Here is a 24,433-nt window from a genome sequence, read left to right on the forward strand (position 1 = left end):
CCCCGCCGTCACCCGCCGCTCAGGGCGTGACCCGCACCAGCCCCCACAGCCCGGACATGCTGCCCATTCCGCCCCGGTCGTGCAGCAGGTAGTCGCCGGGGATGCCGTTCGACCCGCCGGCGCTCGGCAGGACCAGCTCGAAGTGGGCGCCCGGCATGAAGAGGTCCTGCGCGCCCATGTACACGCTGAGCGGGTTGTCGCCCAGCGCCTTGGAGGCCACCTCGAAGCCCGGCAGCGTGGGGAAGAAGCCGGTGGGGGCGCACTTGCCCGGGATGCCGAGGTGGTTGGTGCCCGGGCAGACGTGCGGCTCGCGCTGCCAGACGTGGCCGTGCAGCGTCATCACCGAGGCGCGCGGCGAGCCGGTGGGCATGAGCAGGTGCAGCCGGAAGGGGCTGCCGGCCGGCACCGTGAAGACCGGCGTGGCGGGGTCGCCCCCCACCCCCGGCAGGTCGTTCGAGTAGGCCTGGTGGATGTTCTGGATGGCGGAGAAGCCGAAGGGGCCGGCGTACGGGGTGTTGGGCGCCAGGCCGAAGCGGAAGGAGAGCGGCTCGGTGGCGTAGTTGATGGCCATGTGGCCCGAGTCCTCGGCGTCCTCGGTGATCTGCTTCACCGCCGCGATCATCTCCATGGGCGCGCCGTCGGCGTAGCGGTGGTTGAGCCCCTTCTGCGCCACCACCGTGAAGTCGCGGAACTGGCCGTTGACGGTGGCGGAGGCGCGGGTCTCGCGCTGCGCCCCCGGGACGCCGCTCTGGTTGTCCGGCACCAGGTCCGACTCGGTCCAGGTGGCGCCGGGCGGCTGCACCACCAGGGCGCCCTCCAGCCCCTTGGCCCCCTGCTTGATCTGGTCGGCCGGCAGCAGGTTGGCGCCGCCGAACTCCACCGGGGTGGCCACCAGCGTCACCGAGGTGCCGGAGGCGGGCAGGAAGCTCAGGTCGCCGGCGTACCAGCGCTTGGTGGCCACCTGGCCGGGGGCCACCAGCGACGGCCGGTTGGCCCCGATGACCGTGCCGCCCGCCAGCTCCACGTCGAAGGCCACCAGGGTGGGCTGCAGCCCCACGTAGCTCGACGGGTGGATCAGGTTGTTGTTGAAGGTGGTGACGCCCTCGGCCCCGGCGGCGTCGCGCGCCACGGTGGAGGGCAGGTGCTTGAAGCCGGCCAGGTCGGGCACCAGCGCCGGCAGCCGGTTGCGCAGCGTCACCTGCAGGCACTCGCCGGCGGCGGCCCGCAGCACCAGCGGCTCCACCGGCGCGCCGGCGCGCAGCCGCACCTTGCAGGTGCGCAGGCGCGGGTCGGGCACGCTGCGGCCGTTGCCGAGCAGCCGGATGCAGCCAGGGTCGGCCGGATCGATGGCCACCAGGTCGGCGGTCCGCAGGTAGAGCAGCGCGGTCGGGTCGTGCAGCGGGCCGCTGTGGGGCGGGGCGAAGACCGGCGGCGGCTCGGGCTCGCCCGGCAGCGGCTCCGCCTGCTGGAGCTGCCCCTGCACCAGGGTGGCGCGCGGGTTGTAGACCAGCGTGCCGCCGGCGGGGTCCAGGGCGCCGCCGGTGTGCAGGGTGGCGCTGGCGTCGGCCGGCACGATGGTCACGCCGAGCGCGTTGGGGAGCACCTCGTTGGCCATGGCCGCCGTCACGTCGAAGGCGCGGATGCGCGCCGTGCGCGGGCAGACCTCCACGAAGGCCGACTGGTTGGCCACCGTCAGGTTGGGGGTGCTGTTGGGCAGCCGGAACAGGTCGGCGCGGGCCGCCCGGTAGCTGCGCATCAGGCCCCACACCCCGTGCCAGTAGCCGTCGATGCTGGCGTTCATGGTGTAGGCGTAGTCCACCGAGGCGCCGGGGCGCAGCAGCGGCAGCACCGGGGTGGCGAAGGTGAACTGCTCCGAGATGCCGGCGTGCTGGGCGCTGCGCCAGCCCGAGTTGGGCGAGAAGCCGTAGCCGGCCCCCTCCTGCAGCCACTTCATCCCCAGCACCGAGACGTTGTGCGACTCCTCGTCGCCGCCGGCCTGCACCTTGAGCCGCACCCGGTCGCCGAAGTAGCTGCGCGGCATGGGCGTGAAGGGGTCGCCGGGGCCGACGCCGGCGGTCTGCAGCGGCGGCGGGAAGGTGGTGCCGGCCAGGCTGGCCCCGGCCCGCGGCTGCGTGTTGAGGGCGCGGATGACGCGGTCGGTGCGGCTCTGCAGGGCGAAGGCCAGGTCACCGGCCAGCCCGGCCGCCTGGCTGCCCGGCTTGCCGTCCGGCCCGAGCCGGGCCGGATCGAAGACCCGCAGCGCCACCGGCTCGTTGCGGTAGTTGACCACCAGGGTGCCCGGATCCTCGGCGGTGATGGCCTCCGGGCACGGCCGCGGCAGGCCGCTGGGGCAGAGCGCCGGGATCACCACCAGGTCCGGCAGCACGGTGGCGGCCTGCACCCGCGCCGAGGGGTTGATGGCGCTGCGGAAGGTGGCGTCGGTGGGACCGGCGGCCAGGTTGCCGGCCTGGTCGCGCCCCACGTAGACGCCCGGCAGGTAGGCGTGCTGGAAGTCGGAGAACTCGAAGTAGAACTCGCGGTAGCTGTCGTTCTGGCCGTCGGCGTCGAGATCGCCGGTCAGGATGGCCGCCTGCCAGCTGGTCGGCCCGCCGTCGCGCCGGGTGGCGGTGTCGTAGAGGGGCGCGCCGGTCTCGTTGTGGACCCAGGTGGAGCCGGGCGGCTCGACCAGCACGGTGGCGTACAGCCCCACCTGCTGGTGGGTCGAGGGGCCGTAGTGGTCGTGGCTGAAGATGACGCCCAGGCCGCGGTGGACGCCCATGGCGTTGACCACCGGGTCGGAGTACCAGCGCTGCAGCGTGGTGCGGGCCCCCCGCCACTCCGGCTTGCCGAACCGGCCGAAGTAGGGGTGGTCGGCGGCCAGCAGCGGCGTGTCCGCGTCGCGCCCGGCGCTGTCGCCCGGGTTGCCGGCGCCGCCGGGGTTGAAGGCGTTGATGGCGGCGATGCGCTCCTGCACCGCGCCGGGCGAGAGGGTCCCGTCCTCGTAGTTCCAGCCGTTGGCCGAGCCGTCGGTGGTGGTGAGATCCCACTTGGGCAGGTGGATGTGCTGCCCCACGATGTCGGTGGGGGTGCGGACCTGGTAGTCGTCCAGCTCGAAGACGTGTGGGATCAGGTTGGTGTGGCTGTACATGACGCAGTCGAAGGTGTTCATGCGCATCACCAGCGGCTCGGGCGCGCGGGCCTTGGTGATGGTGGGGACGGCGTCCTCCCACAGCGCCAGGATGCGCTGCTGCGGGTAGTGGTAGCCCACCTTGTTGAGCACCGCGTCGAACTGGATGTTGGCGCCCTTGTAGTGGCGCGGGTGGTCGGCGCTGAAGGGCGAGGCGCCGGTGGTGCCGAAGCCGCCCTGGGCGTCGAAGAAGTGGCCGGTCACCCCGTCGTGCAGCACCGCCCCGGTGTCGTCGATGCAGGGGTCGTGGTACGGCGCGCCGGGCACCGGGCGCCCGGAGCCGTTGGTGACGAAGGCGGCCGGCACCAGCGCCCCGGCCAGGTCGTAGGACGACGAGGGGTGCTGGCGCACCGCGTGGAAGGCCATGGCGGCCTTCTCGACGTCGGTGCCGTCCTCGGGGAACCAGACCGGCTTGGCCAGCACCACCTCCTTGGCGAAGGAGAGCGGGCTCTCCTCGCTGTGGGCGCAGGCGGCCCGGCCGGCGGTGGTGGCGCAGCCGGCGGCGGCGTAGCCGTCCAGGGCGTGGCGCGGCAGCCCGCCGTCCCAGCCGCCGTCGGCCGGGTCCTGCGGATCGAGGGCCATGTCGAGGGGCGGCGTCGGGGCCCGCTGGCCCACCACGTGCTCGATGCCGGCGATCCAGAAGGGGTAGCCGGGGTTCCGGAGACCGGTGGGGTTCAGGGTGGCGTGGACCTGGGTGGGATCGGTGTCGGTCCGGTCCACCCTGGCGTTGGAGCCCAGGGTCACCCCGCCCTCCACCTTGGGGACCACCGCCACCCGGCCCGGCATGGGCGCCAGCGCCTTGCCCGGCAGCGGCACCAGCGCCGGGATGGGGGTGCCGCCGGCGATCTCGCCGTCGGGCAGCGCCCGCACCGGGGTGGTGATGGCGCCGCTGGCGGGGTCCACCACCGCGGCGGCGGGCTGCCCGTCCTGCAGGGCGAACGGGACCTGGTGGAACCCGTCGCCGCTCACCGCAAGCCGGGTGCCGGCCTCGAAGGTGTCGTGGATGCGCCACAGCTCCCACATGCCCTGGGCGAAGTGCGGGTAGAAGTGGCAGTGGAAGATGGCGTCGCCGGCGCTCTTGTTGCGGTTGCCCGAGCCGCCGAAGTTGATCTCGTAGGTGTAGCCGGCCCCCGGCCCGATGCCCTGCGCGTCGATGTAGTTGGCGTTGTCGTCGCTGGGGTTGAAGAGCCACTGGTGGTTGTGCAGGTGGAAGACGTGGTGCTCGCGCCCGGAGTGCACGTTGCGGAACTTCACGAAGTCGCTGATGTAGCTGTGGTGCACGTTGGACGGGTCGGCCGGGTAGAAGGCCTTGGTGGCCTTGGGGCCGATGGCCGAGCACGGGCCGGTGCCCGGCGCCACCCCCGGCGCGCAGAGCTCCAGCCCCAGGTTGGCGGGCCGGTCCACCACCATGGCCGGGTCGCCCACCGCGTAGGAGGTCAGGAAGAACTCCTCGTAGGCGCAGTCCAGGCAGTCGTGCATGGGCCCCACGCCCAGCCGGTTGGCGATGATCTCCGAGCCCACCGCCGCGGCGCCGTAGTTGACCTGGAAGACGTCGCCCACCGCCCGCAGGGTGTGCTTGAGGACCGGGTCGAGGAAGAAGCGCGGGAAGGCGTTGGCCACCGCCGACTCGTCGTGGAAGACCACGGTGAACTCGCGGAAGGGCTCGAGCCGGTTGGGCACGGTGGGGTTGCGCAGCCCGACCCGCTCCAGCGGGTAGGGCGCCGCCGGGCCCGACGGCCAGGAGCCGTCGGCGTTCGGGCCGGTGACGATGGCGTTCAGGTCGGAGTGGACCAGGTCGCTGCCGTCGAGCATCGCCAGGATGGGCTGGCCGGCCTTGCCCTCCGACTGCCAGGGCTCGGCCGAGGGGTAGCGGGCCGCGTAGTCGACGACCGGCTGCCCGGTGTCGGTGCGCAGGGGCTGGCCGCCGGCGTCGAGCCGGGTGGCCAGCCGGAGCTCCTCCTCGGTCACCTGGCTCCGGTAGAAGCTGGCGCCCGGCGGCTCCACGTTGACCACCGCGAACATGCCGCTGGCGCCGTTGCCGCTGGTCCCCTCCCCGCCGAAGGTGGCGCCGTGGCTGGTCACCAGGAAGGCCCCCTCCTTGGGCGCGAAGTAGCGGTAGGTGACCTGCGCGCCCGGCGCCACCAGGCTGCTGGCGTTCTGCCCGACCTCGGAGCCGTCGTCCTGGATGCCGGTGAGCAGCTCGAGCCCCTGGGGGTGGAAGCCGGCGGTCCGGTCCACCACCTGCGCGCCCAGCGGCAGCGCGAAGACCTGGCCGTCCACCGGGGCGCGGAACGGGTTGGGGGCGGGCGACAGCAGGTTCTGGAACTGCACCTCCAGGCAGTCGCCAGCCGCCACCCGCAGCGTCAGGGGCCGGGGGCGCTTGTCCGGGCGGAGCGCCACGTTCCCGGGGGCCGCCAGGCCACCGCGGCTGAGCGGCAGGCCGGTCAGGTCCACCAGGTCGCCGCGCAGGGCGTAGACGATGCCGTTGACGTTCTGCGAGCCGAGCCGGTTGAACATGAGCGGCTGGTCGAGCACCACCACGTCCGCGCGCACGGTGCGGGCGCACTGCACGGCGGCCCCCGCGGGCGCGGCCGCCAGCCCCAGCCCGGCGGCCAGCCCGACCACCGCGGCGCGGCGCGACAGGCTCGGCCAGCGGGGCCCGGCGCTGGCGGGGGCTGGAGCGGGGTGGTCGGCGCGGTCGCAGGTCGAGGCCATGCGCTGAAGGTGTGATGGGTGCGCGCCAGGGCGCAGTCCCACGCCCGGGGGAGGCAACCCGCCGCAGCTCCCAGTCATCCGACGGACGACCTGAACACGCTGGCCCGCAGGCCGTTCAGGAGTTTCGAGGTGGAACCTACGACCGGGCCGCCTGCCCGGCCCCACGGGGCTCCCCTGCCCACGCGTCACGCGGACACGGCACGGGACCACTTCCCGAGCCACCGGCCCCGACCTGCGGCGCCGCTCCTGCGGGGGTCCGTCGCCCCACTGCGGCTGCCCCTGCGCGGGCGCCGGGTCACCCCTCGAAGGCTTCGAACGCCTCGATGGCGGCCAGCACCGGTCGGTCGGCCTCGCAGAAGTCGTAGCCGGCCAGCCGCCCGACCGCGGCCCACTCCAGCGCGGCCACCCCGAGCGGCCGGGGAGCGGCGCCCTCGGGGAGGCGGCAGGCGTAGAAGGCCAGCTCGACCTCCAGGTCCGGGTAGCGGTGGCGGTGGCGGGTGATGAGCGGGCCGACCACCACGCCGCAGCCCAGCTCCTCGTCGATCTCCCGCCGCAGCGCCTCGGGCTCACCCTCCCCGGCCTCCACCTTGCCGCCCGGGAACTCCCACTGCCCGCCGCGCGCCGCCTCCGGCTTTCGCAGCGAGATCAGGACCTCGGCCCCGCGCCGCACCACCGCGGCCACCACCAGGACCCGGCGCACCGCGCCCTACCTGAGGTCGAGCGCGACCAGCAGGCCGCCGTTCGACAGGACGTAGGCCCGGCCCGGCGCCAGCCCGGGAGAGGACCCCACGCCGGTGCCCGGATCGAGCACCCGCACGGTCCGCCCGCTGGCCAGCTCCAGGAACCGCAGCCCGCCCTGCTCGGCCGGCACCAGCAGCCAGCGCCCGCTGACCCGTGGCGCGCCGCCCGGCGAGCCCTCCAGGGGCACGCTCCAGGCCACCCGGCCGTCCACCGGCGAGAGCGCCAGGACCTTGGTCGAGGTGACCACCAGCAGCGTGGCCGGCCCCATGGTCACCCTGGTCGCCTCGGGCGCCAGCACCTGCCAGAGCGGCTTGCCGGTGGCCGCCTCCAGCGCCACCACCGCGCCCGAGTAGGCGGCCGCGAAGACCCGACCGCCCTGCACCACCAGCGAGTCCACGTCGGTGTAGCTGCCCGACGGCGCGGCTTGGCGCTCCCAGCGCACCACCCCGCTGCCGGCCTCGAGGGCCAGGAGCGTACCGTCGGAGTAGCCGGCGTGCACCAGGCCGTCGCCGGCCGCCACCGCCGCCGCGCCGCGGATGGTGAAGCCCTCGCGCTGCTCGCGCCGGTGGTGCCACTTCCAGGCGCCGGTGCGGGCGTCCACCGCGAAGACCGTGTCCTGCAGGCTGGCCACCACCACCAGCCCCTCGATCAGCGCCGGCCGGGTGCCGAGCTGCTCGCGGGCGTCGTAGCGCCAGCGCTCCTTCCCGGTGCCGAGCGCCAGGGCGTAGAGCCGGCCGTCGTGCGAGCCGGCGTAGACGGTGTCGCCGTCCACCAGCGGCTCGGCGGCGAAGGGGCCGTCGGCCTGGAAGTCCCAGGCCAGGCTGCCGTCGGCCCGCAGCGCGTGCAGCCAGCCGTCGCGGGTGCCCACCACCACCAGGCCGGTGACCGCGTCGACCGCGGCGCCCCCGGGCTCCGACGGCGTGAGCTCGCCCAGGGCCTTCTGGGCCAGGGGCCTGGCCCACGCCACCTGGTAGAGGGCGCGCGGCGCCGGCGGCAGGCGGCCGCCCTGCGCCGGGGTGGCCGCGAGCGCCAGCGCCAGGGCCAGCCAGGTCATCTACTTGCCGCCCATTCTGGTCAGCCGCTCGGAGGCCTCGCCGGCCAGCGGCGACTCCTTGTGGGCCTCGGCGAAGCCGCCCAGCAGCGCCATGGCCTCGGCCTTCTTGCCGGCGGCCGCCAGCAGGCGGGCCTTGGCCAGGTCGGCGCGATCGCCGTGCGCCGGCACCTCGGCACCGAGGCGGGACCAGGCGGCCAGCGCCGCCTCGGCCTGCCCCTTGCCCTCCTCCACCAGCGCCAGCCCTTCCAGGGCGCCGAAGCGGAGCGCGTCGCCCTTGCCGGCCGACGACAGGTAGACCTGGTAGGCGGCCGCGGCGGCGTCCCACTCGCCGAGGCGGAGGTGGGCGTCGCCCTTGGCCAGCGCCGCCAGGGCTCCGGCGCGGCTGCCCGGCGCCTCGGCCAGCACGGCCGCGGCGGCGGTGATGACCGCCTTCTGCCGCTCGGCGTCGCTGGCGAAGAACGGCCCGGGCAGGCCGGGCAGCGGCACGCTGGAGATCTCGCCGCTGGCGGCCTTGTAGACCTGGGACAGCAGCGCCCCGCCGCGGGTGGCGCCGCGCTCGCGCAGGCTGGACACCACCACCGCCACCACCAGGACGGCCACCACGGCGCCGCCGACCAGGACCGACTGGCGGCGGTGACCGGTCAACCAGGAGGCCGCCTCGCCGGCCACCACCTGGAACTTGTCCGGCTCCTTCATGTCCTTGCGGCTCAGCTCGTCGCTCTTCGACATGGCTCCTCGGGGGGCCGCGCCAGGGCGGCCAAGTTGCGGAAAAACCGCGACAATCTAGGGGCGGCGCCGCGCCAGCGTCAAGCGAAAGCCGGACGCCCCGGCGCTCAGTCCTTGCGCCTGGGCGGGCGCTTCCTGCGCTTGCGCTCCCGGAACACCAGCCGCATCGGCACCTCGAGGCCGAAGGCCTCGCGGAAGCGGTTCTCCACGAAGCGGCGGTAGTGGTCCGAGATGGCCTCGGGCCGCCCGCAGTTGATGACGAAGGTGGGGGGCGCGTAGGCCACCTGGGCCACGTAGAACAGCTTGACCGGCAGCCCGCGCGCCAGCGGCGGCGGGTGCGACTCCTGGATGTTCTCCAGCAGCTCGTTGAGCTGCGGCGTGGGGAAGCGGGCCCGGTACTGCTCCACCAGCAGGGCCGCCTTCTCCAGCAGCTTCACCACCCCACGCCCCTCCTTGGCCGACATGAAGATCATGGGGGCGAAGGAGACGAAGGGGAGCCGCTTGCCGAGCTCGGCGCGGTACCAGTCCTGGGTGGCGCCCTCGCGCTCGGCGATGTCCCACTTGTTGACCACCACCACCAGCACCTTGGCCTTCTCCAGCACCAGGGCCAGCAGCTTGGCGTCCTGGTCCACGCCGGCCTCGGTGGCGTCCAGCACCACCGCCACCACCTCGGCGTCGTCCATGGCCTTCATGGAGCGGACCACCGAGTAGGTCTCCACCGTGGCGGAGATGGTGGCCTTGCGCCGGATGCCCGCCGTGTCGGTCACCACGTAGCGCTTGCCCTTGTGGATCACCAGGCTGTCGAGCGAGTCGCGGGTGGTCCCGGGGATGTCCGAGACCACGAAGCGCTCCTCGCCGAGCAGCGAGTTCACCATGGTGGACTTGCCGACGTTGGGCCGGCCCACGATGGCCACCCGGATGTCGCCGGTGGGGCGGTCGCCCTCCTCCACCTCCTCGGGCTCCTCCTGCTCCTCGGCCGGCGGGGGGGCCGGCTCCAGGTTGAGCGCCGCCACCACCGCCTCGAGCAGGTCGCCGGTGCCGCGGCCGTGCTCGGCCGAGACCGCGAAGACCTCGCCGAAGCCGAGCTCGTAGAAGTCGGCCAGCGGGATCTCCTCCTCGGTCCTGGCGGTGTCCACCTTGTTGACCGCCACGAAGAGCGGCTTCTTGGTGCGGCGCAGCAGGTCGGCCACCGCCCGGTCCACGCTGGTGAGCCCGTCGCGCCCGTCCACCACCAGGATCACCGCGGCCGCCTCCTCGGTGGCCAGCTGCGCCTGCTGCCGGACCTGCGCCAGCAGGCGGTCGCGCGACTCCGGCTCGAAGCCGCCGGTGTCCACCACCGAGAGGGCCCGGCCCTCCCAGATCAGGTCGGCGTAGTTGCGGTCGCGGGTCACCCCGGGCAGGTCCTGCACGATGGCGGCGCGCCGGCCCACCAGCCGGTTGAAGAGGGTGGACTTGCCGACGTTGGGCCGGCCCACCAGGGCGATGACGGGGCGGGCGCTCACGGCAGCAGCCTCCGCACCGCGCTGGGCTTCTCGGTCCAGCGCTCGTCCACCTTGACCGTCAGGCCCAGGAAGACCTTGCAGCCCAGCAGCTTCTCCAGCCGCTTGCGGGCCTCGGTGCCCACCGCCTTGAGCAGGGCGCCCTTCTTGCCGATGACGATGGCCTTCTGCGACTCGCGCTCCACCTTGATGAGCGCCGCCACCCGCACCAGCCCGCCGCCCTCGCGCCGGTCGCGCTCGTCGAACTCCTCGACCTCCACCGCCACCGAGTAGGGCAGCTCCTGGGAGGTCTTGAGCACCAGCTGCTCGCGCACGTACTCGGCGGCCAGCTGCCGCTCGGCCTGGTCGGTCAGGACGTCGGCGGCGAAGAGCGGGGCCTCGGCCTCCGGCACCACCGCGGCCAGCACCGCCACCAGCTGCTCGACGTTCTCGCCGGTCAGGGCCGAGAAGGGCACGATGGCGTTCCAGGCGTGCAGGTCCTTGTAGGCGGCCATGACCGGCAGCAGGGTCTCCTTGGGGGAGCGGTCCAGCTTGTTGATGCCCAGCACCGCCGGCTTGCGGCTGCGCGCCACCGCCTCGATGACCGCCCGGGTCCCCTCCCCGACCTCGACCCGCCCGCCCGGGCCGGTGCCGGCCTCGATGATCACCAGGGCCGCGTCCACCTCGGCCAGGGTGCCCAGGGCCACCTCCACCATGCGCTTGTTGAGGGCCCCCTTGGCGGCGTGCACCCCGGGGGTGTCGAAGAGCGCCAGCTGGTGCCCCTCGCCGTTCACCACGCCCATGATGCGGGTGCGGGTCGTCTGCGGGCGTGGCGACACGATGGCGATGTGTTCGCCGAGCAGCCGGTTGAGCAGCGTGGACTTCCCCACGTTCGGGCGGCCGATGAGGGCCACGAACCCGGCGCGGAACGGCGTCGTCTTCCTGGGCACGGCGCCTTCCTAGCACGCCCAGGCCCGGCGAGGCGCCCGGCTGGGGCGCCCGGCCGGGCCAGGGGGGGCTGCGCGGACCTTTCGGGTCAGTACCCGGCGACCGTGATCTTGACCACCTGGACCGGCGTGATCGGCCGGTCGCCCGGCTTGGTGGGGGTGGTCTCGATCTTCTTCACCACGTCGGCGCCGGTGGTCACCTTGCCGAAGACCGGGTGCTTCGAGGCGCCCGGGCTGAACCAGTCGAGGAAGCTGTTGTGGGTGGCGTTGATGAAGAACTGCGAGCCGCCGCTGTTGGGCTGGCCGGTGTTGGCCATGGAGAGCGTCAGCGGCTCGTTGGAGAGCTTGGCCGCCGGCGGGTGCTCGTCCTTGATGGTGCCGTGCGGAGGGCCGCCGGTGCCGGCCCGCGCGCTGCCGGGGTCCCTGGAGTGCGGGCAGCCGAACTGCACCATGAAGCCCTTGATGACCCGGTGGAAGTGCAGGCCGTCGTAGAAGCCGCTCTTGGCGAGGTCCAGGAAGTTCTTGGCGGTGATGGGCATCTGGTCGAGGAAGATCTCGGCGGTGAAGGTGCCGAGGCTGGTCTCGAAGGTGGCGGTCGGGTTGGCCATGTGGTGGTCCTCGGGGGCCGCTACTTGCAGGTGGGCACGGTGGCGCCGATGGCCACGTGGTTCAGCTTGGTGGCGCCGTTGCCGGCGCGGGCGATCTTGCCGACCAGGTCGAGGCCGCAGACCACCTCGCCGAAGATGGTGTGGCGCCCGTTCAGGTGGGTGGTGGCCACCTCGGTGATGAAGAACTGCGAGCCGTTGGTGTTTGGGCCGGAGTTGGCCATGGCCAGGATGCCGGGGCGGAAGGCGTCGTCCGGGTGGAACTCGTCGGCGAAGCGGTAGCCGGGGTCGCCGGTGCCGTTGCCGCGCGGGTCCCCGCCCTGGATCATGAAGTTGGGGATGACGCGGTGGAAGATGGTGTTGTCGTAGAGCGGCCGCTTGGTCTTCTGGCCGGTGGGGTCGGTCCACTCCTTGGCGCCGGTGGCCAGGCCGACGAAGTTCTCGACCGTCTTGGGCGCGCGGGCGGCGAGCAGCTTGACCCCGATCTTGCCGGCGGAGGTCTCGAAGGTGGCGTACTGCTCCGCCTTGGCCGCGGCCTTGGGGGTTTCGGCGAGGGCCGGCGAGGAGAGCGCCAGCAGGGCGAACGCGAGGGTGATTTTCATGCGCGGGATGCTAGCGGCGCTCCGGCTGCGCGGCAAGTGAATGAGGGGCGCCCCCGGGACCCGGCCGGGGCCGCTCAGCGGGCCTTGGGGCGGCGCTTGGCGGGGCGGCTGGTGGCCCTGTGCCTGGGCGTCGCGGCGCCGGCGGCCTTCTTGCGGACGCGGCGGGGGGCCGCGGTCGGGGATCGCGGCTCCCCCTCTCCCTCAACTTGCTCAGGGGGCGGAGGCGCAGCCGCCGGGTTCGCGGGGGCCTGCCGCTCACCCCTCACCCCAGCCCTCTCCCCTGAGGGGAGAGGGAGTGCAGGAGCCATGGAGGGCGGGGAAGGCGGCGCGGGCGAGAGGGCCGAGGCGCCGGAGTTGGCTCCCTCTCCCGCAGCTTGCTGGGGGAGAGCGCCGGGGTGAGGGGGCGCAACGTTCACGGTCCTCTGCTCACCCTCTCCCGCAGCCTGCTGGGGGAGAGGGCCGGGGTGAGGGGGCGCCGCGGTCGCGTCCGCGGCCGCCGTCAGCTTGGCGAGCAGCACCTCCAGCCCGAGGCGGGCCACGGCCTGCTCGGCGTCCTTCTTCGACCGGCCGGTGGCGCGCCCCAGCACCTCGCCCCTCAGGTCCAGCTCCACCTCGAAGACCTTGGCGTGGTCGGGCCCCAGCTCCGCCACCACCTGGTAGCGCGGGGCGACCTTGAGCCGGCTCTGCGCCACCTCCTGGAGCTGGGTCTTGAAGTCGCGGTCCAGGGTCCCCTCGGCGGCGCGCTGGAAGGCCTCGCCCAGGCAGCGGTCCACCAGCGAGAGCACCCCCGGCAGCCCGTCCGAGAGGTAGATGGCCGCCACCACCGCCTCCATGGCGTCGGCCAGCAGGGAGGCCTTGCGGCGCCCGCCGGTGCGCTCCTCGCCGCGCCCCAGCCGGAGCAGCGGCCCCAGGTCCAGGGCGGTGGCCAGGGCCGCCAGCCCCTGCTCGTCCACCACCGCGGCCCGCATCTTGGAGAGGTCGCCCTCGCGGGCGGCCGGGAAGCGCTCCATCAGCCGGTGCGACACCGCCAGGTCGATGACCGCGTCGCCCAGGAACTCCAGCCGCTCGTTGTCGGCGGCCACCGGGCCGCGCTGCTCGTTGACGAACGACTTGTGGGTCAGGGCCGCCAGCGCCGTGGCGCGGTCCCGCAGCGGCTGGCCGAGGCGCGCCTCCAGCGCCGCCACCAGGGCCTGCTCGTCGGGCGCCTGCGGGGCCTGGGGGTCGTCGGCCATGCGGGGCCCCTCAGCCGCGCAGCCGGGCCGAGAGCTCCTCGGCCAGCTGGTAGGGATCGGCCTTCCGGGCCGCGATCAGGGCCGCCACCTCGTCGAGCCGGCCGCGCTCCAGCTCCAGCCTTGCCAGCGCGCCGGCCAGCAGCCGCTCGCGCAGGATGGCCACGAACCCGGCCCGGGCCCGGGCCGTGTCGCGCAGGCGCCGCTCGCCGCTGGTGTCGAGGTGGGTCCGGTGCGCCTCCAGCGCCTCGGCCAGGGCGTCGATGCCGTCGCCGGTGGCCGCCACGGTCTTCACGATGGGCGGGGTCCACCCCTGGTCCCGCTCCAGCGGCGCCGGCGCCTGGCCGGCGGCGGCGTGGCCGGCGTCGTGGTCCTGCGGCGGGCGCACCGCGTGGCGCAGCTCCAGCATGCCCTGCAGGTCGCGCACGGTGCGGTCGGCGCCGTCGCGATCCGCCTTGTTGACGGCGAAGACGTCGGCGATCTCCAGCACGCCGGCCTTGATGGCCTGCACGTCGTCGCCCATGCCGGGCACCGCCACCACGATCACGGTGTGGGCGAACTCGGCGATCTCGATCTCGTCCTGGCCCACCCCCACCGTCTCGACCAGCACCACGTCCTTGCCCATGGCGTCGAGCACGGCCACCAGGTCGGCGGTGGAGCGGGAGAGCCCGCCCAGGTGGCCGCGGGTGCCCAGCGAGCGGATGAAGACCCCCGGATCGGTGGCGTGGTCCTGCATGCGGATGCGGTCGCCCAGGATGGCGCCGCCGGTGAACGGGCTGGTGGGGTCCACCGCGATGACGCCCACCGTCCGGCCGGCCCGGCGGTGGTGGGCGATGAGCCGGTCGGTCAGGGTGGACTTGCCGGCGCCCGGCGAGCCGGTGATGCCCACCACCCAGGCCCGCCCGGTGCTGGGCCACAGGGCCCGCAGCGCCGCCTCCCCGGAGGGCAGCCGATCGTCGAGATCGCGCATCAGCCGCGCCCCGGCCCGCACCTCGCCCGCCAGCACCCGCTCCACCAGGGTGGGGGCCATCAGTAGGACGCCGCCTCTGGCACGAAGTTGGCCACCAGGATGGCGGCCGCCATCTTGCGCGGGGCGCCCAGGGGCTGCCGCTGCCGATCGAGCTGCCGGTAGATCACCGCCCCCTCCTGCACCTGGTCGATGTGGATGAGGAGGCGCCAGCCCCCCTTCTCCTGGGTGAACACCGCCTCGAAGTCGGCCTTGGCCAGCACCCGGGCCGCGCCGTACGGGCGCCCGTCGATGTCGGTGCCGACGTAGCGGATCTCGTCCGGCCCGGCCTCCTCCACCACCACGCTCATGACCCACACCTCGCCGGCCACCGGCTGCAGGTGCTCGGGTACCACCCCGCCGGCCGCGCCGCCCGCCAGCGCCAGGTCCGCCTCGAGCGGCAGGGGCGGCTCGTCGCTGGCGCCCAGGGCCGCCGCCACCACCTTGCGGGGCCCGGGGAAGCTGGCCAGGTCGAACTTGTCGGACCAGACGTCGCCGCTCGGCCCGATGAGCCGCCCCTTGAAGCGGGTGCCCATCTCGCGGGTGGCCACGAAGCGGTAGCGGGTGCCGCCGTGCTGGAACTCCTGCACCAGCTCCACCATGGCGTTGGGCGCCAGCATGGCGTCGGCGCCGAAGACCTGCGCCAGCGCCTGCAGCGTCAAGGCGTTGCGGGGGGGCGGGGTGATCTCCAGGCTGCTCCCGCGGGCCGGCGCGGCCGCCACCGGCGCCGCCGCGCGGGGCGCCATGCCGGGCAGCTGGTCCACCAGCCAGAGCTCCAGATCGGTGGCGCTGGCGAACTGGCGGAGCTCGAGCGGCGGGAAGTCGTGCCCCACCTCCCACGGCTTGCCGCCCACCGGCGCCACCCGCGAGACCCGCACCCCGTCGACCCCGCCCAGCACCTCGAAGGCGTGGCCCGGGGTCTTGACCACCGCGCGCACGTGCAGCCGCTCCGGGTCGAGGGTGGCCTCCAGCTTGAGGGCCCGCAGCCGCGCCGCCACGTCCTGCAGGCTGGCCTGCAGCCCGGCCAGGCCGGCCGCCAGCGCCGCCTCCAGGCCGGCCACCCGCTCGTGGACGTAGAAGTCCACCGGGCCCAGGGCCGAGAGCGGCGGATCCACGAAGCGCAGCCGGTCGTGCCCCGAGACCAGGAAGCGGGCGCGCGCCACCCCCTGCCCGGTGACCGGGTGGGCCAGCCGGCCGGAGAAGGACAGCTCCCCCTCCAGCGTCTCGCGGTCGGCCGACAGCCGCACCGGCACGCCCAGGATGGAGAGCTTGCGGGAGGCGATCTGGTTGAGCCGCTCCCGCGGGATCTTCCCGATGATGGTGTGTTCGCCTTCGCCCATTGGAGTCGGGCGCCGGGGCGCCGCGGGGGCGGAGCCTACCTCAAAACGTCCCGGGAGATGACCAGCCGCTGCACCTCGCTGGTCCCCTCCCCGATCTCGCACAGCTTGGCGTCGCGGAAGGCCCGCTCCACCGGGAAGTCCCGCGTGTAGCCGTACCCGCCGTGAACCTGGACGGCCTGTCCGGTGGCCCGCATGGCGGCCTCGCTGGCGAACAGCTTGGCCATGGAGGCCTCCCGGCCGAAGGGGCGCCCGGCGTCGCACAGGGCGGCGGCCCGGTGCACCAGCAGGCGGGCCGCCGCCAGGCCGGTGGCCATGTCGGCCAGCATGAAGGCGATGGCCTGGTGCTCGCCGATGGGCTTGCCGAAGGTGCGCCGCTCCCTGGCGTACCCGGTGGCCTGCTCCAGCGCCCCCCGGTGCAGCCCCACCGCCAGCGCCCCGATGGTGATGCGCCCGCGGTCCAGGATGCGCAGGGTGTCGAGGAACCCCTCGTCCACCGCCCCGACGCGCTGGTCGTCCGGCACCTCGACGTCCTCCAGGTGCAGCTCCCCGGTGTCGGAGGCCCGCATCCCCAGCTTGTCGTGGATGGGGCGCTGGCTGAAGCCCGGGGTCCCCTTCTCCACCACGAAGGCGGTGATGCCGTGCTGCCGGCCCGCCGGGCTGGAGCGGGCCAGCACCAGGAAGGTGTCGCCCACCGTGCCCTGGGTGATGAAGGTCTTGGTGCCGTTGAGCACCCACCCCTCCCCGCGGCGCACCGCGCTGGCCTGCAGCGCCGCGGCGTCGGAGCCGCTGCCCGGCTCGGTCAAGGCCCAGGCCGCCAGCTTCTCGCCGCGGGCCAGGGGCGGCAGCCAGCGCCGCTTCTGGGCCTCGGTGCCGAAGCGCACCAGGTGGCCCTGCCCCAGGCCGTTGTGCGAGGCCACCGTCAGGGCCAGCGCCCCGTCGAAGCGCGCCACCTCCTCCACCACCACCGCGGTGGCCAGCGCCCCCAGCCCGGCCCCGCCGTAGGCCTCCGGCACGGCGATGCCCATCAGCCCCAGCTCGCCGAGGGCCCGCACCACCTGGTGGGGGAAGGCGGCCGCCTCGTCCCAGGCGCGGGCGTGCGGCGCCACCTCGCGCAGGCAGAACTCGCGCACGGTGCGCTGGATCTCGGTCAGCTCCTCGGGCAGCTCGAAGTCCATGGTGCCTCCCGCCTCACACCGGGGTGACGCCGTGCTTGCGGCCGGCCGGCGGCTGGTAGCCCTCGGCGTAGAGCCGGTAGCGCCGCACCAGCTCCTGGCGCAGCCCGTCGCCGGGCACCACCGCGTCCACCACCAGCTCGCTGGCCAGCTTGAGCAGGTCGATGTCCTCGCGGTACTCGTCCCGCAGCGCCGCCACGTAGGCGGCCCGCTCCGCCTCGGGCCGCTCCTGGATCTTGTTGTAGTAGACCGCGTTGACGGCGGCCTCCGGCCCCATCACCGCGATCATGGCCTGGGGCAGCGCCAGGGTGGCCGAGGGGGCGAAGCCCGGGCCGTCCATGGCGTAGAGCCCGGCCCCGTAGGCCTTGCGGACCACCACGCAGATGCGCGGCACGGTGGCCTCCGAGACCGCGCTGATCATCTTGGCCCCGGAGCGGATGATGCCGGCCCGCTCCACCTTGGTGCCGATCATGAAGCCCGGCACGTCGGCCAGGTAGAGGAGCGGCACGTTGAAGGCGTCGCACAGCCAGACGAAGCGGGCCGCCTTGTCGGCCGAGTCCGGGAAGAGCACCGCCCCCTTCACCTTGGGCTGGCTGGCCACCAGGCCCACCACCCGGCCGTCCAGCCGGGCCAGGCCGGTCACCAGCTCCCCGGCCCAGAGCCGCTTGACCTCCAGGAAGGAGCCCTCGTCCACCAGCGCCTCCACCAGCTCCAGCACGTCGAAGGGGCGGTTCTGGTCGGCCGGCACCAGCGCCTCGATGGACCGGGCCCCGGGCCGGGGCGGGCGCGGCGGCGCTGCCGGCGGCAGCTCGCGGCAGCTGCGCGGCAGCATGCCGAACCAGCGCCGCGCCAGGTCCAGCGCCTCGGCCTCGGTCTTCACCAGGAAGTCCCCGCAGCCGGACACGCTGCAGTGCATGCGGGCCCCGCCCAGCTCCTCCAGCGAGACCTTCTCGCCGATGACCATCTCGGCCATGCGCGGCGAGCCCAGGTACATGGAGGCGTTGCCCTCCACCATGATCACCACGTCGCAGAAGGCCGGGATGTAGGCGCCGCCGGCCGCCGAGGGGCCGAAGAGCAGGCAGACCTGCGGCACCAGGCCGGAGAGGTGCACCTGGTTGTGGAAGATGCGCCCGGCGCCGCGCCGGCCCGGGAACATCTCCACCTGGTCGGTGATGCGCGCCCCGGCCGAGTCCACCAGGTAGAAGAGCGGCAGGCGCTGGGCCGCCGCCACCTCCTGCACCCGCAGGATCTTCTCCACCGTGCGGGCGCCCCAGGAGCCGGCCTTGACGGTCGAGTCGTTGGCCATCACCGCCACCGCCCGGCCCTCGATGGTGCCCAGGCCGGTCACCACGCCGTCGGCCGGCAGGTCGTGATCCAGGGCGTTGGCCAGCGCCCCGTCCTCCACCAGCGAGCCCGGGTCGAGCAGCAGCGCCAGCCGCTCCCGCGCGAAGAGCTTCCCCTGCTCCCGGTTCTTCTGGTGGTACCGCTCCGCGCCGCCGCGGGCCACCCGCGCCAGCTCCGCCTTCAGCCCCTCGTCGCGCTCCATCAGGCCTCCTCGCCTACTCGCCGGTGAAGACCGGCGGCCGCTTCTCCGCGAAGGCCCGCAGCGCCTCCTGCCGGTCCTGGGTGGGCAGGCAGGCCTGGTAGAGCCGGTGCTCCAGGTCGAGCGCCTCGGCCAGCGGCAGGTGCCGCCCCTCGGCCACCGCCCGCTTGGCCTGCCGGAGCGAGACCGGCGCGTTGGCGGCCACCCGGCGCGCCAGCGCCAGGGCCTCCTCGCCGAGCCGCGCCGCCGGCGCCACCGCGGTGACCAGCCCCATGGCCAGCGCCTCGGCCGCGCCCACCCGGCGCCCCGTCAGGATGAGATCCAGGGCCCGCCCGGCCCCGATGAGCCGCGGCAGCCGCTGCGTCCCGCCGCCCCCGGGGATGATGCCCAGGCCCACCTCCGGCAGGCCCATGAGGGCGCCCTCGGCGGCCACCCGGAGGTCGCAGGCCAGCGCCAGCTCCAGCCCCCCGCCCAGGGCCGCGCCGTTGAGCGCCGCCACCACCACCTGCGGCAGCGCCTCCAGCCCGTCGAGCAGGGCGCGCAGGGCGCGGTGGAAGTCGGCCACCTGGGCGTCCGCCATGGCGGCCCGCTCCTTCAGGTCGGCCCCGGCGCAGAAGGCCCGCCCCCCGGCCCCGGTCAGCACCACCACCCGGAGGGCGCGGTCCGCCGCGGCCCGCTCCAGCAGGCCGGCCGCGTCCTGCAGCAGCGCCATGGTGAGCGAGTTGCGCCGCGCCTCGCCCTGGATGGTCCAGCGCTCCACCGCCCCGAGCCGCTCCACCAGCCACGTCATGTCAGGCTCCCCGCCGCGCCGAGAGCGCGGCCTGCAGCGCCTTGCCCGGCAGCGGCCGGCCCACCAGCCGCTGCGCCAGCGCGCCGGCGGCCACCAGCCGCTGGAAGTCCACCCCGGTCTCCAGCCCCAGCCCATGCAGCAGGTAGACCAGGTCCTCGGTGGCCAGGTTGCCGGAGGCGCCGGGCGCGTACGGGCAGCCGCCCAGCCCGCCCACCGCGGCGTCGAAGGTGGTGAGCCCCTCCTCCAGCGCCGCCAGCACGTTGGCCAGCGCGGTGCCGCGGGTGTCGTGGCCGTGCAGCGCCAGCCTGGCCGCCGGCACGGTGGGCAGCAGGCGCCGCAGCACCCGGCGCACCTCGGCCGGCGTGCCCACCCCGATGGTGTCGCCCAGCGACACCTGGGCGCAGCCGAGGTCCAGCAGCCGCCGCGCCACCTCCGCCACCCGCCCCGGGTCCTGGGCCCCCTCGTACGGGCAGCCGAAGGCGGTGGAGACGTAGCCCCGCACCTCGAGCCCGCGCGCCCGGGCCGGCCCCACCACCTCGGCGAGGCCGGCGAAGCTCTCCTCGACGCCGCGGCCCAGGTTCTTCCGGTTGTGGGTCTCGGAGGACGAGAGGAAGACCGCCGCCGCCACCGGGGGCGCGCCGGGGCCGCCGCGCTCGAGCGCCGCCAGCAGCCGCGCCAGGCCGGTGGCGTTGGGCACCAGCGCCACGAAGCCCACCCCGGGCAGCGCCGGCAGCCCCGCCACCACCTCGGCGGCGTCGGCCAGCTGCGGGATCCAGGCGGGTGAGACGAAGCTGGTGGCCTCGATGCGGCAGAGCCCGGCCTCGGCCAGCGACCGGATGAGCGCCAGCTTGTCCTGGGTGGGGACGCGCGCCGCCTCGTTCTGCAGGCCGTCGCGCGGGCCGACCTCGTAGACCGTCACCCGCGGTGCCATGCGGGCATCCTATCCGCCGGCCGGCCGCGGCCCCGACCCCTTCCGGGGGCCTTCCTTCAGCGGACGATCTCGGCCGGCCCGGTCCGCTTCTCCCCCTCGGCCTGGCGCGCTGCCTCCTCCAGGTGGGTGTGGATGCGCATGGAGCAGAACTTCGGGCCGCACATCGAGCAGAACTCGGCGGTCTTGAAGTGCTCGGCCGAGAGCGTCTCGTCGTGCATCGACTGGGCGCGCTCCGGGTCGAGCGACAGCTCGAACTGCTTCTTCCAGTCGAAGGCGTAGCGGGCCCGCGAGAGGGCGTCGTCGCGGTCGCGGGCGCCCGGCCGGTGGCGGGCGATGTCGGCGGCGTGGGCGGCGATCTTGTAGGCGATGATCCCCTGGCGCACGTCCTCCAGGTCGGGCAGGCCGAGGTGCTCCTTGGGGGTCACGTAGCAGAGCATGGCGGCGCCGTGCTGGGCCGCCACCGCCGCGCCGATGGCGCTGGTGATGTGGTCGTAGCCGGGCGCGATGTCGGTGACCAGCGGCCCGAGCACGTAGAACGGGGCCTCGTCGCACAGCTCCCGCTCCCGCTCCATGTTCATGGGGATCTGGTCCAGCGGCACGTGGCCCGGCCCCTCCACCATGACCTGCACGTCGTGGGCCCAGGCCCGCCGGGTCAGGTCCCCCAGGATCTTGAGCTCGCCGAACTGGGCGCCGTCGGAGGCGTCGGCCAGGCAGCCGGGGCGCAGCCCGTCGCCCAGGCTGAAGGTCACGTCGTACCGCTTGAAGATCTCGCAGATGGCGTCGAAGTGGGTGAAGAGCGGGTTCTCCGCCTTGTTGGCCAGCATCCACTGGGCCATCATCGCCCCGCCGCGGCTGACGATGCCGGTGACCCGCTTGGCCGCCAGCGGGATGTGGTCCCGGAGCAGGCCGGCGTGGATGGTCATGTAGTCGACGCCCTGCTGGGCCTGCTTCTCGATGATGTCGAGCAGGATCTTCGGCGTCAGGTCGGGCACCTCGTCGACGTGGACCAGGCACTCGTAGATGGGCACCGTGCCCACCGGGATGGGGCTGGCGCGGATGATGGCCTCGCGGATCTCCGGGATGCTGCCGCCGGTGGAGAGGTCCATCACCGTGTCGGCGCCGTGCTTGAGGCACAGGGCCAGCTTCTCGAGCTCGTGCCTGGCGTCGGAGGTGACCGCCGAGTTGCCGATGTTCGCGTTGATCTTGCAGGTGGCGGCGATGCCGATGCCGAGCGGGTCCAGCTCGGGGTGGTTCAGGTTGGCGGGGATGACCATGCGCCCGCGGGCCACCTCGGCGCGGATCAGCTCGGCCGGCAGCTTCTCGCGGGCCGCCACCCGCGCCATCTCCTCCGTGATCTGCCCCTGCCGGGCCAGGTGGAGCTGCGTGACGTTGGCCTGCCCGCGACGCTTCTCGACCCATCCTGCCCGCATTCGACCACCTCCACCCACCCTCGGGGAGGGCGAAACTAGCGGGCGCCCGTCGAGGTTGTCAACGAGCGCCCCATGAATGATCGTTCGCGCCCCGCCGCGGCGCCGGGCGCGGCTAGCGCAGCGCCGCGAAGGCGTCGCGGCCGGCGTAGCGGGCCGCCGCGCCGAGCTGCTCCTCGATGCGCAGCAGCTGGTTGTACTTGGCCACGCGGTCGGTGCGGGAGGCCGAGCCGGTCTTGATCTGGCCGCAGTCGCAGGCCACCGCCAGGTCGGCGATGGTGGTGTCCTCGGTCTCGCCGGAGCGGTGGCTCATGACGCTGGTGTAGCCGGCCCGGTGGGCCATGCGGACGGCCTCCAGGGTCTCGGTGAGCGAGCCGATCTGGTTCACCTTCACCAGGATGGAGTTGGCGATGCCGGCCTCGATGCCACGGCCGAAGATCTCGGTGTTGGTGACGAAGACGTCGTCGCCCACCAGCTGGATCTTCCCGCCCAGGCGGTCGGTGAGCAGCTTCCAGGCCTTCCAGTCGTTCTCGCCGCAGCCGTCCTCGATGGACACGATGGGGTACTTGGCGACCAGCGACTCGTACCAGGACACCAGGCTGGCGGCGTCGAAGGACTTGCCCTCGCCCTTGAGCACGTACTTGCCGCTCTTGGCGTCGAAGCACTCCGAGAAGGCGCAGTCGAGCGCCAGGCCGACCTGCTTGCCCGGCTTGAGGCCGGTGGCCTTGATGGCCTCCATGATGACCGCCAGGGCCTCCTCGTTGGAGGCCAGGCTGGGGGCGTAGCCGCCCTCGTCGCCCACGCCGGTGGAGGCGCCCTTCCCCTTCAGCACCTTCTTGAGGGCGTGGAAGATCTCGGCGCCGTAGCGCAGCGCCTCGGCGAAGGAGGGGGCCCCGAGCGGCACCACCATGAACTCCTGGATGTCGACGTTGGAGTCGGCGTGGGCGCCGCCGTTGAGGATGTTCATGAGCGGCACCGGCAGGGTGCGGGCGTTGGCCCCGCCCACGTACCGGTAGAGCGGCAGGCCGTGGGCCGCCGCGGCCGCCTTGGCCGCCGCCAGCGAGACCCCCAGGATGGCGTTGGCGCCCAGCTTGGCCTTGGTCTTGGTGCCGTCCAGCGCGACCATGCGGGCGTCGAGGTCGGCCTGGTTGGAGGCGTCCATGCCGATGATGGCCGGCGCCAGCGCGTTCATGACGTTGTTGACGGCCTTCTTGACGCCCTTGCCGAGGTAGCGCTTCTTGTCGCCGTCGCGCAGCTCCAGCGCCTCGTGCTCGCCGGTGGAGGCGCCCGACGGGACGGCGGCGCGACCCACGTCGCCGCTGGCCAGCGCCACCTCGACCTCGACCGTCGGGTTGCCGCGGGAGTCGAGGATCTCCCGGGCCGTCACGTTGATGATCTCGGTCATGCCAATCTCCTGGAAAGGCGGCGCGGACGCCGCGCTGGGTGGGAAGGGAGGCGCGCGCGGATCAGACCGATCGGCCGGTGGCGAGTCAACCGGAATCCGGGCGGGCAGAGGGGTGCGGCGATCCGCGACGTCCGCCACCGCACACCGGGCCGGCGCGGCGGGCCGCGGGCCGCGACCGCTCGACGGTCAGTGGTAGTCGATGATGATGACGCCGCGGTCGCCGCCGGGGGCGTCGTCGTCGGGGCGATCCGGGCGGCGCTCCGGCGGCGACGGCACCGGGACCTGGACGACCGGGCGATCGTCGCGCTCGCGCTGCCGCTCGCGCCGCTTGATCTCCTCGATGACGTAGGCGTCCAGCATCCTGGTCTCTCCGAGCCTCACACCCCACCGAAGGTGCAACAGCCGTTCCCGGTGTCCGCCTTCCTGCGCCGCCGAGCCGGACCGCCTCCCCGGCGCTGCTTCGATCCGTCAGGAACCGCACAAAAGACCGTGAATCCGGCCTCATCGACCCCTGTTACCACCCGACCGGGGGTGGGTCAAGGTGAGCCTGGACCTCCTCGGTCCCAGGGCGCCTGACCGGTCGCCTGGCACCCAGCGGCACACCCGTGTGGCCGCTCCCACCCGCCTACTTCGGCCCGCGCTCCACCCGCGCCTTGAAGGCCTCCAGCGTCTTCGGCAACTGCACGCGGGTCAGCTCGTCGGACACCTTGTCGATGATCGCCTGGGGGATGAGCGGCGGCTTGGAGATCTGGATGTCCACCGTGTACCGGCCGCGCGTGGTGGCCCCCTCTGGCGTGAGCTCCCAGGAGCCGTTGGAGACCTTCATCATGTCGCCCGACACCAGCGACCAGGTGATCCGCAGCGGGCGGGTCTCCACGTGGCGCAGCACGTACTTGACCCGCTTGATGCCGAGGTCGAGCTCGTACTCCACGCTCCGGTCGCCCTGGCCGGGCAGGACCCGGCAGGACTTGATGCCGGGCACGAACTCCGCGTAGCGGGTGTAGTCGACCAGCACGGCGAAGACCTGCTCGGGCGAGCGGTCGAAGACGATCTCCTGGGTCACCGCGGCCATGTGCTGCCTCCTCGGGCGCGCCCGCCGGGGCACGCCGAATCTCCTAGGGCGGCGCCGCGGCCGGCGCCACCTCGCCCGCCGACAGCCGCGCCAGCAGCGGCGCGGGCAGGCGCTGCACCCGCCCCTCCAGGTCCACGCAGGCGTGCACGGTGTGGCCGGTGGCCAGCAGCGTGCCGTCGCGCACCAGGCGGTACTCGAAGCGGGCCGAGGCGCGGCGCACCCCGGCCAGCGAGACCTGCACCTCGAGCAGGTCGTCGTAGCGCGCCGGCACCCGGTAGCTCACCGCGGCCTCGGCCACCGGCAGGCGCAGCCCGAAGGCCTCCTCGAAGTCGCGGTAGCGCAGCCCCTTGGCCCGGATGAACTCGTTCCGCCCGGCCTCGAAGTAGCGCAGGTAGTTGGCGTAGTAGACCACCCCCATCTGGTCCGTGTCGCCGTAGATGACCCGGACCTGGGTGGTGACCAT

At 74.0% G+C, this 24,433-nt stretch carries 20 protein-coding genes; all 20 read right to left on the reverse strand.

All coding sequences use genetic code 11. From position 1 onward, the window contains the following. Positions 1 to 19: 19 nt before the first annotated feature. Positions 20 to 5,830 (reverse strand): hypothetical protein, encoded by a 5,811-nt coding sequence (locus IPO09_07480; protein ID MBK9517187.1) that lies wholly within the window; start codon positions 5,828 to 5,830, stop codon positions 20 to 22. A 367-nt stretch (positions 5,831 to 6,197) separates the two neighbouring features. Further along, complete coding sequence (locus IPO09_07485) at positions 6,198 to 6,602, reverse strand: (deoxy)nucleoside triphosphate pyrophosphohydrolase (protein MBK9517188.1); 405 nt, start codon at positions 6,600 to 6,602, stop codon at positions 6,198 to 6,200. Positions 6,603 to 6,608: 6 nt separating this feature from the next. Continuing rightward, the gene (locus tag IPO09_07490; protein MBK9517189.1) at positions 6,609 to 7,697 is read right to left on the reverse strand and encodes a PQQ-binding-like beta-propeller repeat protein; all 1,089 of its coding nucleotides are present in this window, start codon (positions 7,695 to 7,697) and stop codon (positions 6,609 to 6,611) included. Continuing rightward, positions 7,698 to 8,426 carry a hypothetical protein gene (locus IPO09_07495; GenBank protein MBK9517190.1) on the reverse strand — a complete coding sequence of 243 codons (729 nt, stop codon included), beginning with the start codon at positions 8,424 to 8,426 and terminating at the stop codon, positions 7,698 to 7,700. It abuts the gene before it with no gap. Positions 8,427 to 8,530: 104 nt separating this feature from the next. Then, positions 8,531 to 9,925 (reverse strand): ribosome biogenesis GTPase Der, encoded by a 1,395-nt coding sequence (der, locus tag IPO09_07500; GenBank protein MBK9517191.1) that lies wholly within the window; start codon positions 9,923 to 9,925, stop codon positions 8,531 to 8,533. Then, on the reverse strand, positions 9,922 to 10,851 hold the full coding sequence (gene era, locus IPO09_07505) for a GTPase Era (protein ID MBK9517192.1): 930 nt from the start codon (positions 10,849 to 10,851) through the stop codon (positions 9,922 to 9,924). Before era ends, der begins: the two co-directional genes overlap by 4 nt. A gap of 86 nt (positions 10,852 to 10,937) precedes the next feature. Then, positions 10,938 to 11,456 (reverse strand): peptidylprolyl isomerase, encoded by a 519-nt coding sequence (locus IPO09_07510; protein ID MBK9517193.1) that lies wholly within the window; start codon positions 11,454 to 11,456, stop codon positions 10,938 to 10,940. Between the two features lie 20 nt (positions 11,457 to 11,476). Continuing rightward, positions 11,477 to 12,055 carry a peptidylprolyl isomerase gene (locus IPO09_07515; GenBank protein MBK9517194.1) on the reverse strand — a complete coding sequence of 193 codons (579 nt, stop codon included), beginning with the start codon at positions 12,053 to 12,055 and terminating at the stop codon, positions 11,477 to 11,479. A 74-nt stretch (positions 12,056 to 12,129) separates the two neighbouring features. Continuing rightward, a complete protein-coding gene (gene rnc / locus IPO09_07520) occupies positions 12,130 to 13,287 on the reverse strand; it encodes a ribonuclease III (protein MBK9517195.1) in 1,158 nt (385 codons plus the stop codon). A 10-nt stretch (positions 13,288 to 13,297) separates the two neighbouring features. Further along, on the reverse strand, positions 13,298 to 14,314 hold the full coding sequence (gene meaB / locus IPO09_07525) for a methylmalonyl Co-A mutase-associated GTPase MeaB (GenBank protein MBK9517196.1): 1,017 nt from the start codon (positions 14,312 to 14,314) through the stop codon (positions 13,298 to 13,300). After that, a complete protein-coding gene (locus tag IPO09_07530; protein ID MBK9517197.1) occupies positions 14,314 to 15,630 on the reverse strand; it encodes a hypothetical protein in 1,317 nt (438 codons plus the stop codon). Before IPO09_07530 ends, meaB begins: the two co-directional genes overlap by 1 nt. Positions 15,631 to 15,665: 35 nt before the next feature. Next, positions 15,666 to 16,805 carry an acyl-CoA dehydrogenase family protein gene (locus IPO09_07535; protein MBK9517198.1) on the reverse strand — a complete coding sequence of 380 codons (1,140 nt, stop codon included), beginning with the start codon at positions 16,803 to 16,805 and terminating at the stop codon, positions 15,666 to 15,668. A 13-nt stretch (positions 16,806 to 16,818) separates the two neighbouring features. Continuing rightward, complete coding sequence (locus IPO09_07540) at positions 16,819 to 18,348, reverse strand: acyl-CoA carboxylase subunit beta (GenBank protein ID MBK9517199.1); 1,530 nt, start codon at positions 18,346 to 18,348, stop codon at positions 16,819 to 16,821. Positions 18,349 to 18,361: 13 nt separating this feature from the next. Continuing rightward, positions 18,362 to 19,135 carry an enoyl-CoA hydratase/isomerase family protein gene (locus tag IPO09_07545; protein ID MBK9517200.1) on the reverse strand — a complete coding sequence of 258 codons (774 nt, stop codon included), beginning with the start codon at positions 19,133 to 19,135 and terminating at the stop codon, positions 18,362 to 18,364. Position 19,136: 1 nt separating this feature from the next. Beyond that, a complete protein-coding gene (locus tag IPO09_07550; GenBank protein ID MBK9517201.1) occupies positions 19,137 to 20,066 on the reverse strand; it encodes a hydroxymethylglutaryl-CoA lyase in 930 nt (309 codons plus the stop codon). 56 nt (positions 20,067 to 20,122) lie between these two features. Then, positions 20,123 to 21,496 carry a phosphomethylpyrimidine synthase ThiC gene (gene thiC, locus IPO09_07555; GenBank protein ID MBK9517202.1) on the reverse strand — a complete coding sequence of 458 codons (1,374 nt, stop codon included), beginning with the start codon at positions 21,494 to 21,496 and terminating at the stop codon, positions 20,123 to 20,125. A 112-nt stretch (positions 21,497 to 21,608) separates the two neighbouring features. Then, the gene (gene eno, locus IPO09_07560) at positions 21,609 to 22,898 is read right to left on the reverse strand and encodes a phosphopyruvate hydratase (protein ID MBK9517203.1); all 1,290 of its coding nucleotides are present in this window, start codon (positions 22,896 to 22,898) and stop codon (positions 21,609 to 21,611) included. Between the two features lie 186 nt (positions 22,899 to 23,084). Then, positions 23,085 to 23,258, reverse strand: coding sequence for a hypothetical protein (locus IPO09_07565; protein MBK9517204.1), 174 nt, complete (start codon positions 23,256 to 23,258; stop codon positions 23,085 to 23,087). 265 nt (positions 23,259 to 23,523) lie between these two features. Beyond that, entirely contained in the window at positions 23,524 to 23,970 is a 447-nt protein-coding gene (locus tag IPO09_07570) for an SRPBCC family protein (protein ID MBK9517205.1), read from the reverse strand. Positions 23,971 to 24,013: 43 nt separating this feature from the next. Further along, positions 24,014 to 24,433, reverse strand: a complete 420-nt coding sequence (locus tag IPO09_07575) for an acyl-CoA thioesterase (protein MBK9517206.1) — start codon at positions 24,431 to 24,433, stop codon at positions 24,014 to 24,016.

Source organism: Anaeromyxobacter sp. (assembly GCA_016718565.1).
Taxonomy (GTDB): Bacteria; Myxococcota; Myxococcia; order Myxococcales; family Anaeromyxobacteraceae; genus JADKCZ01.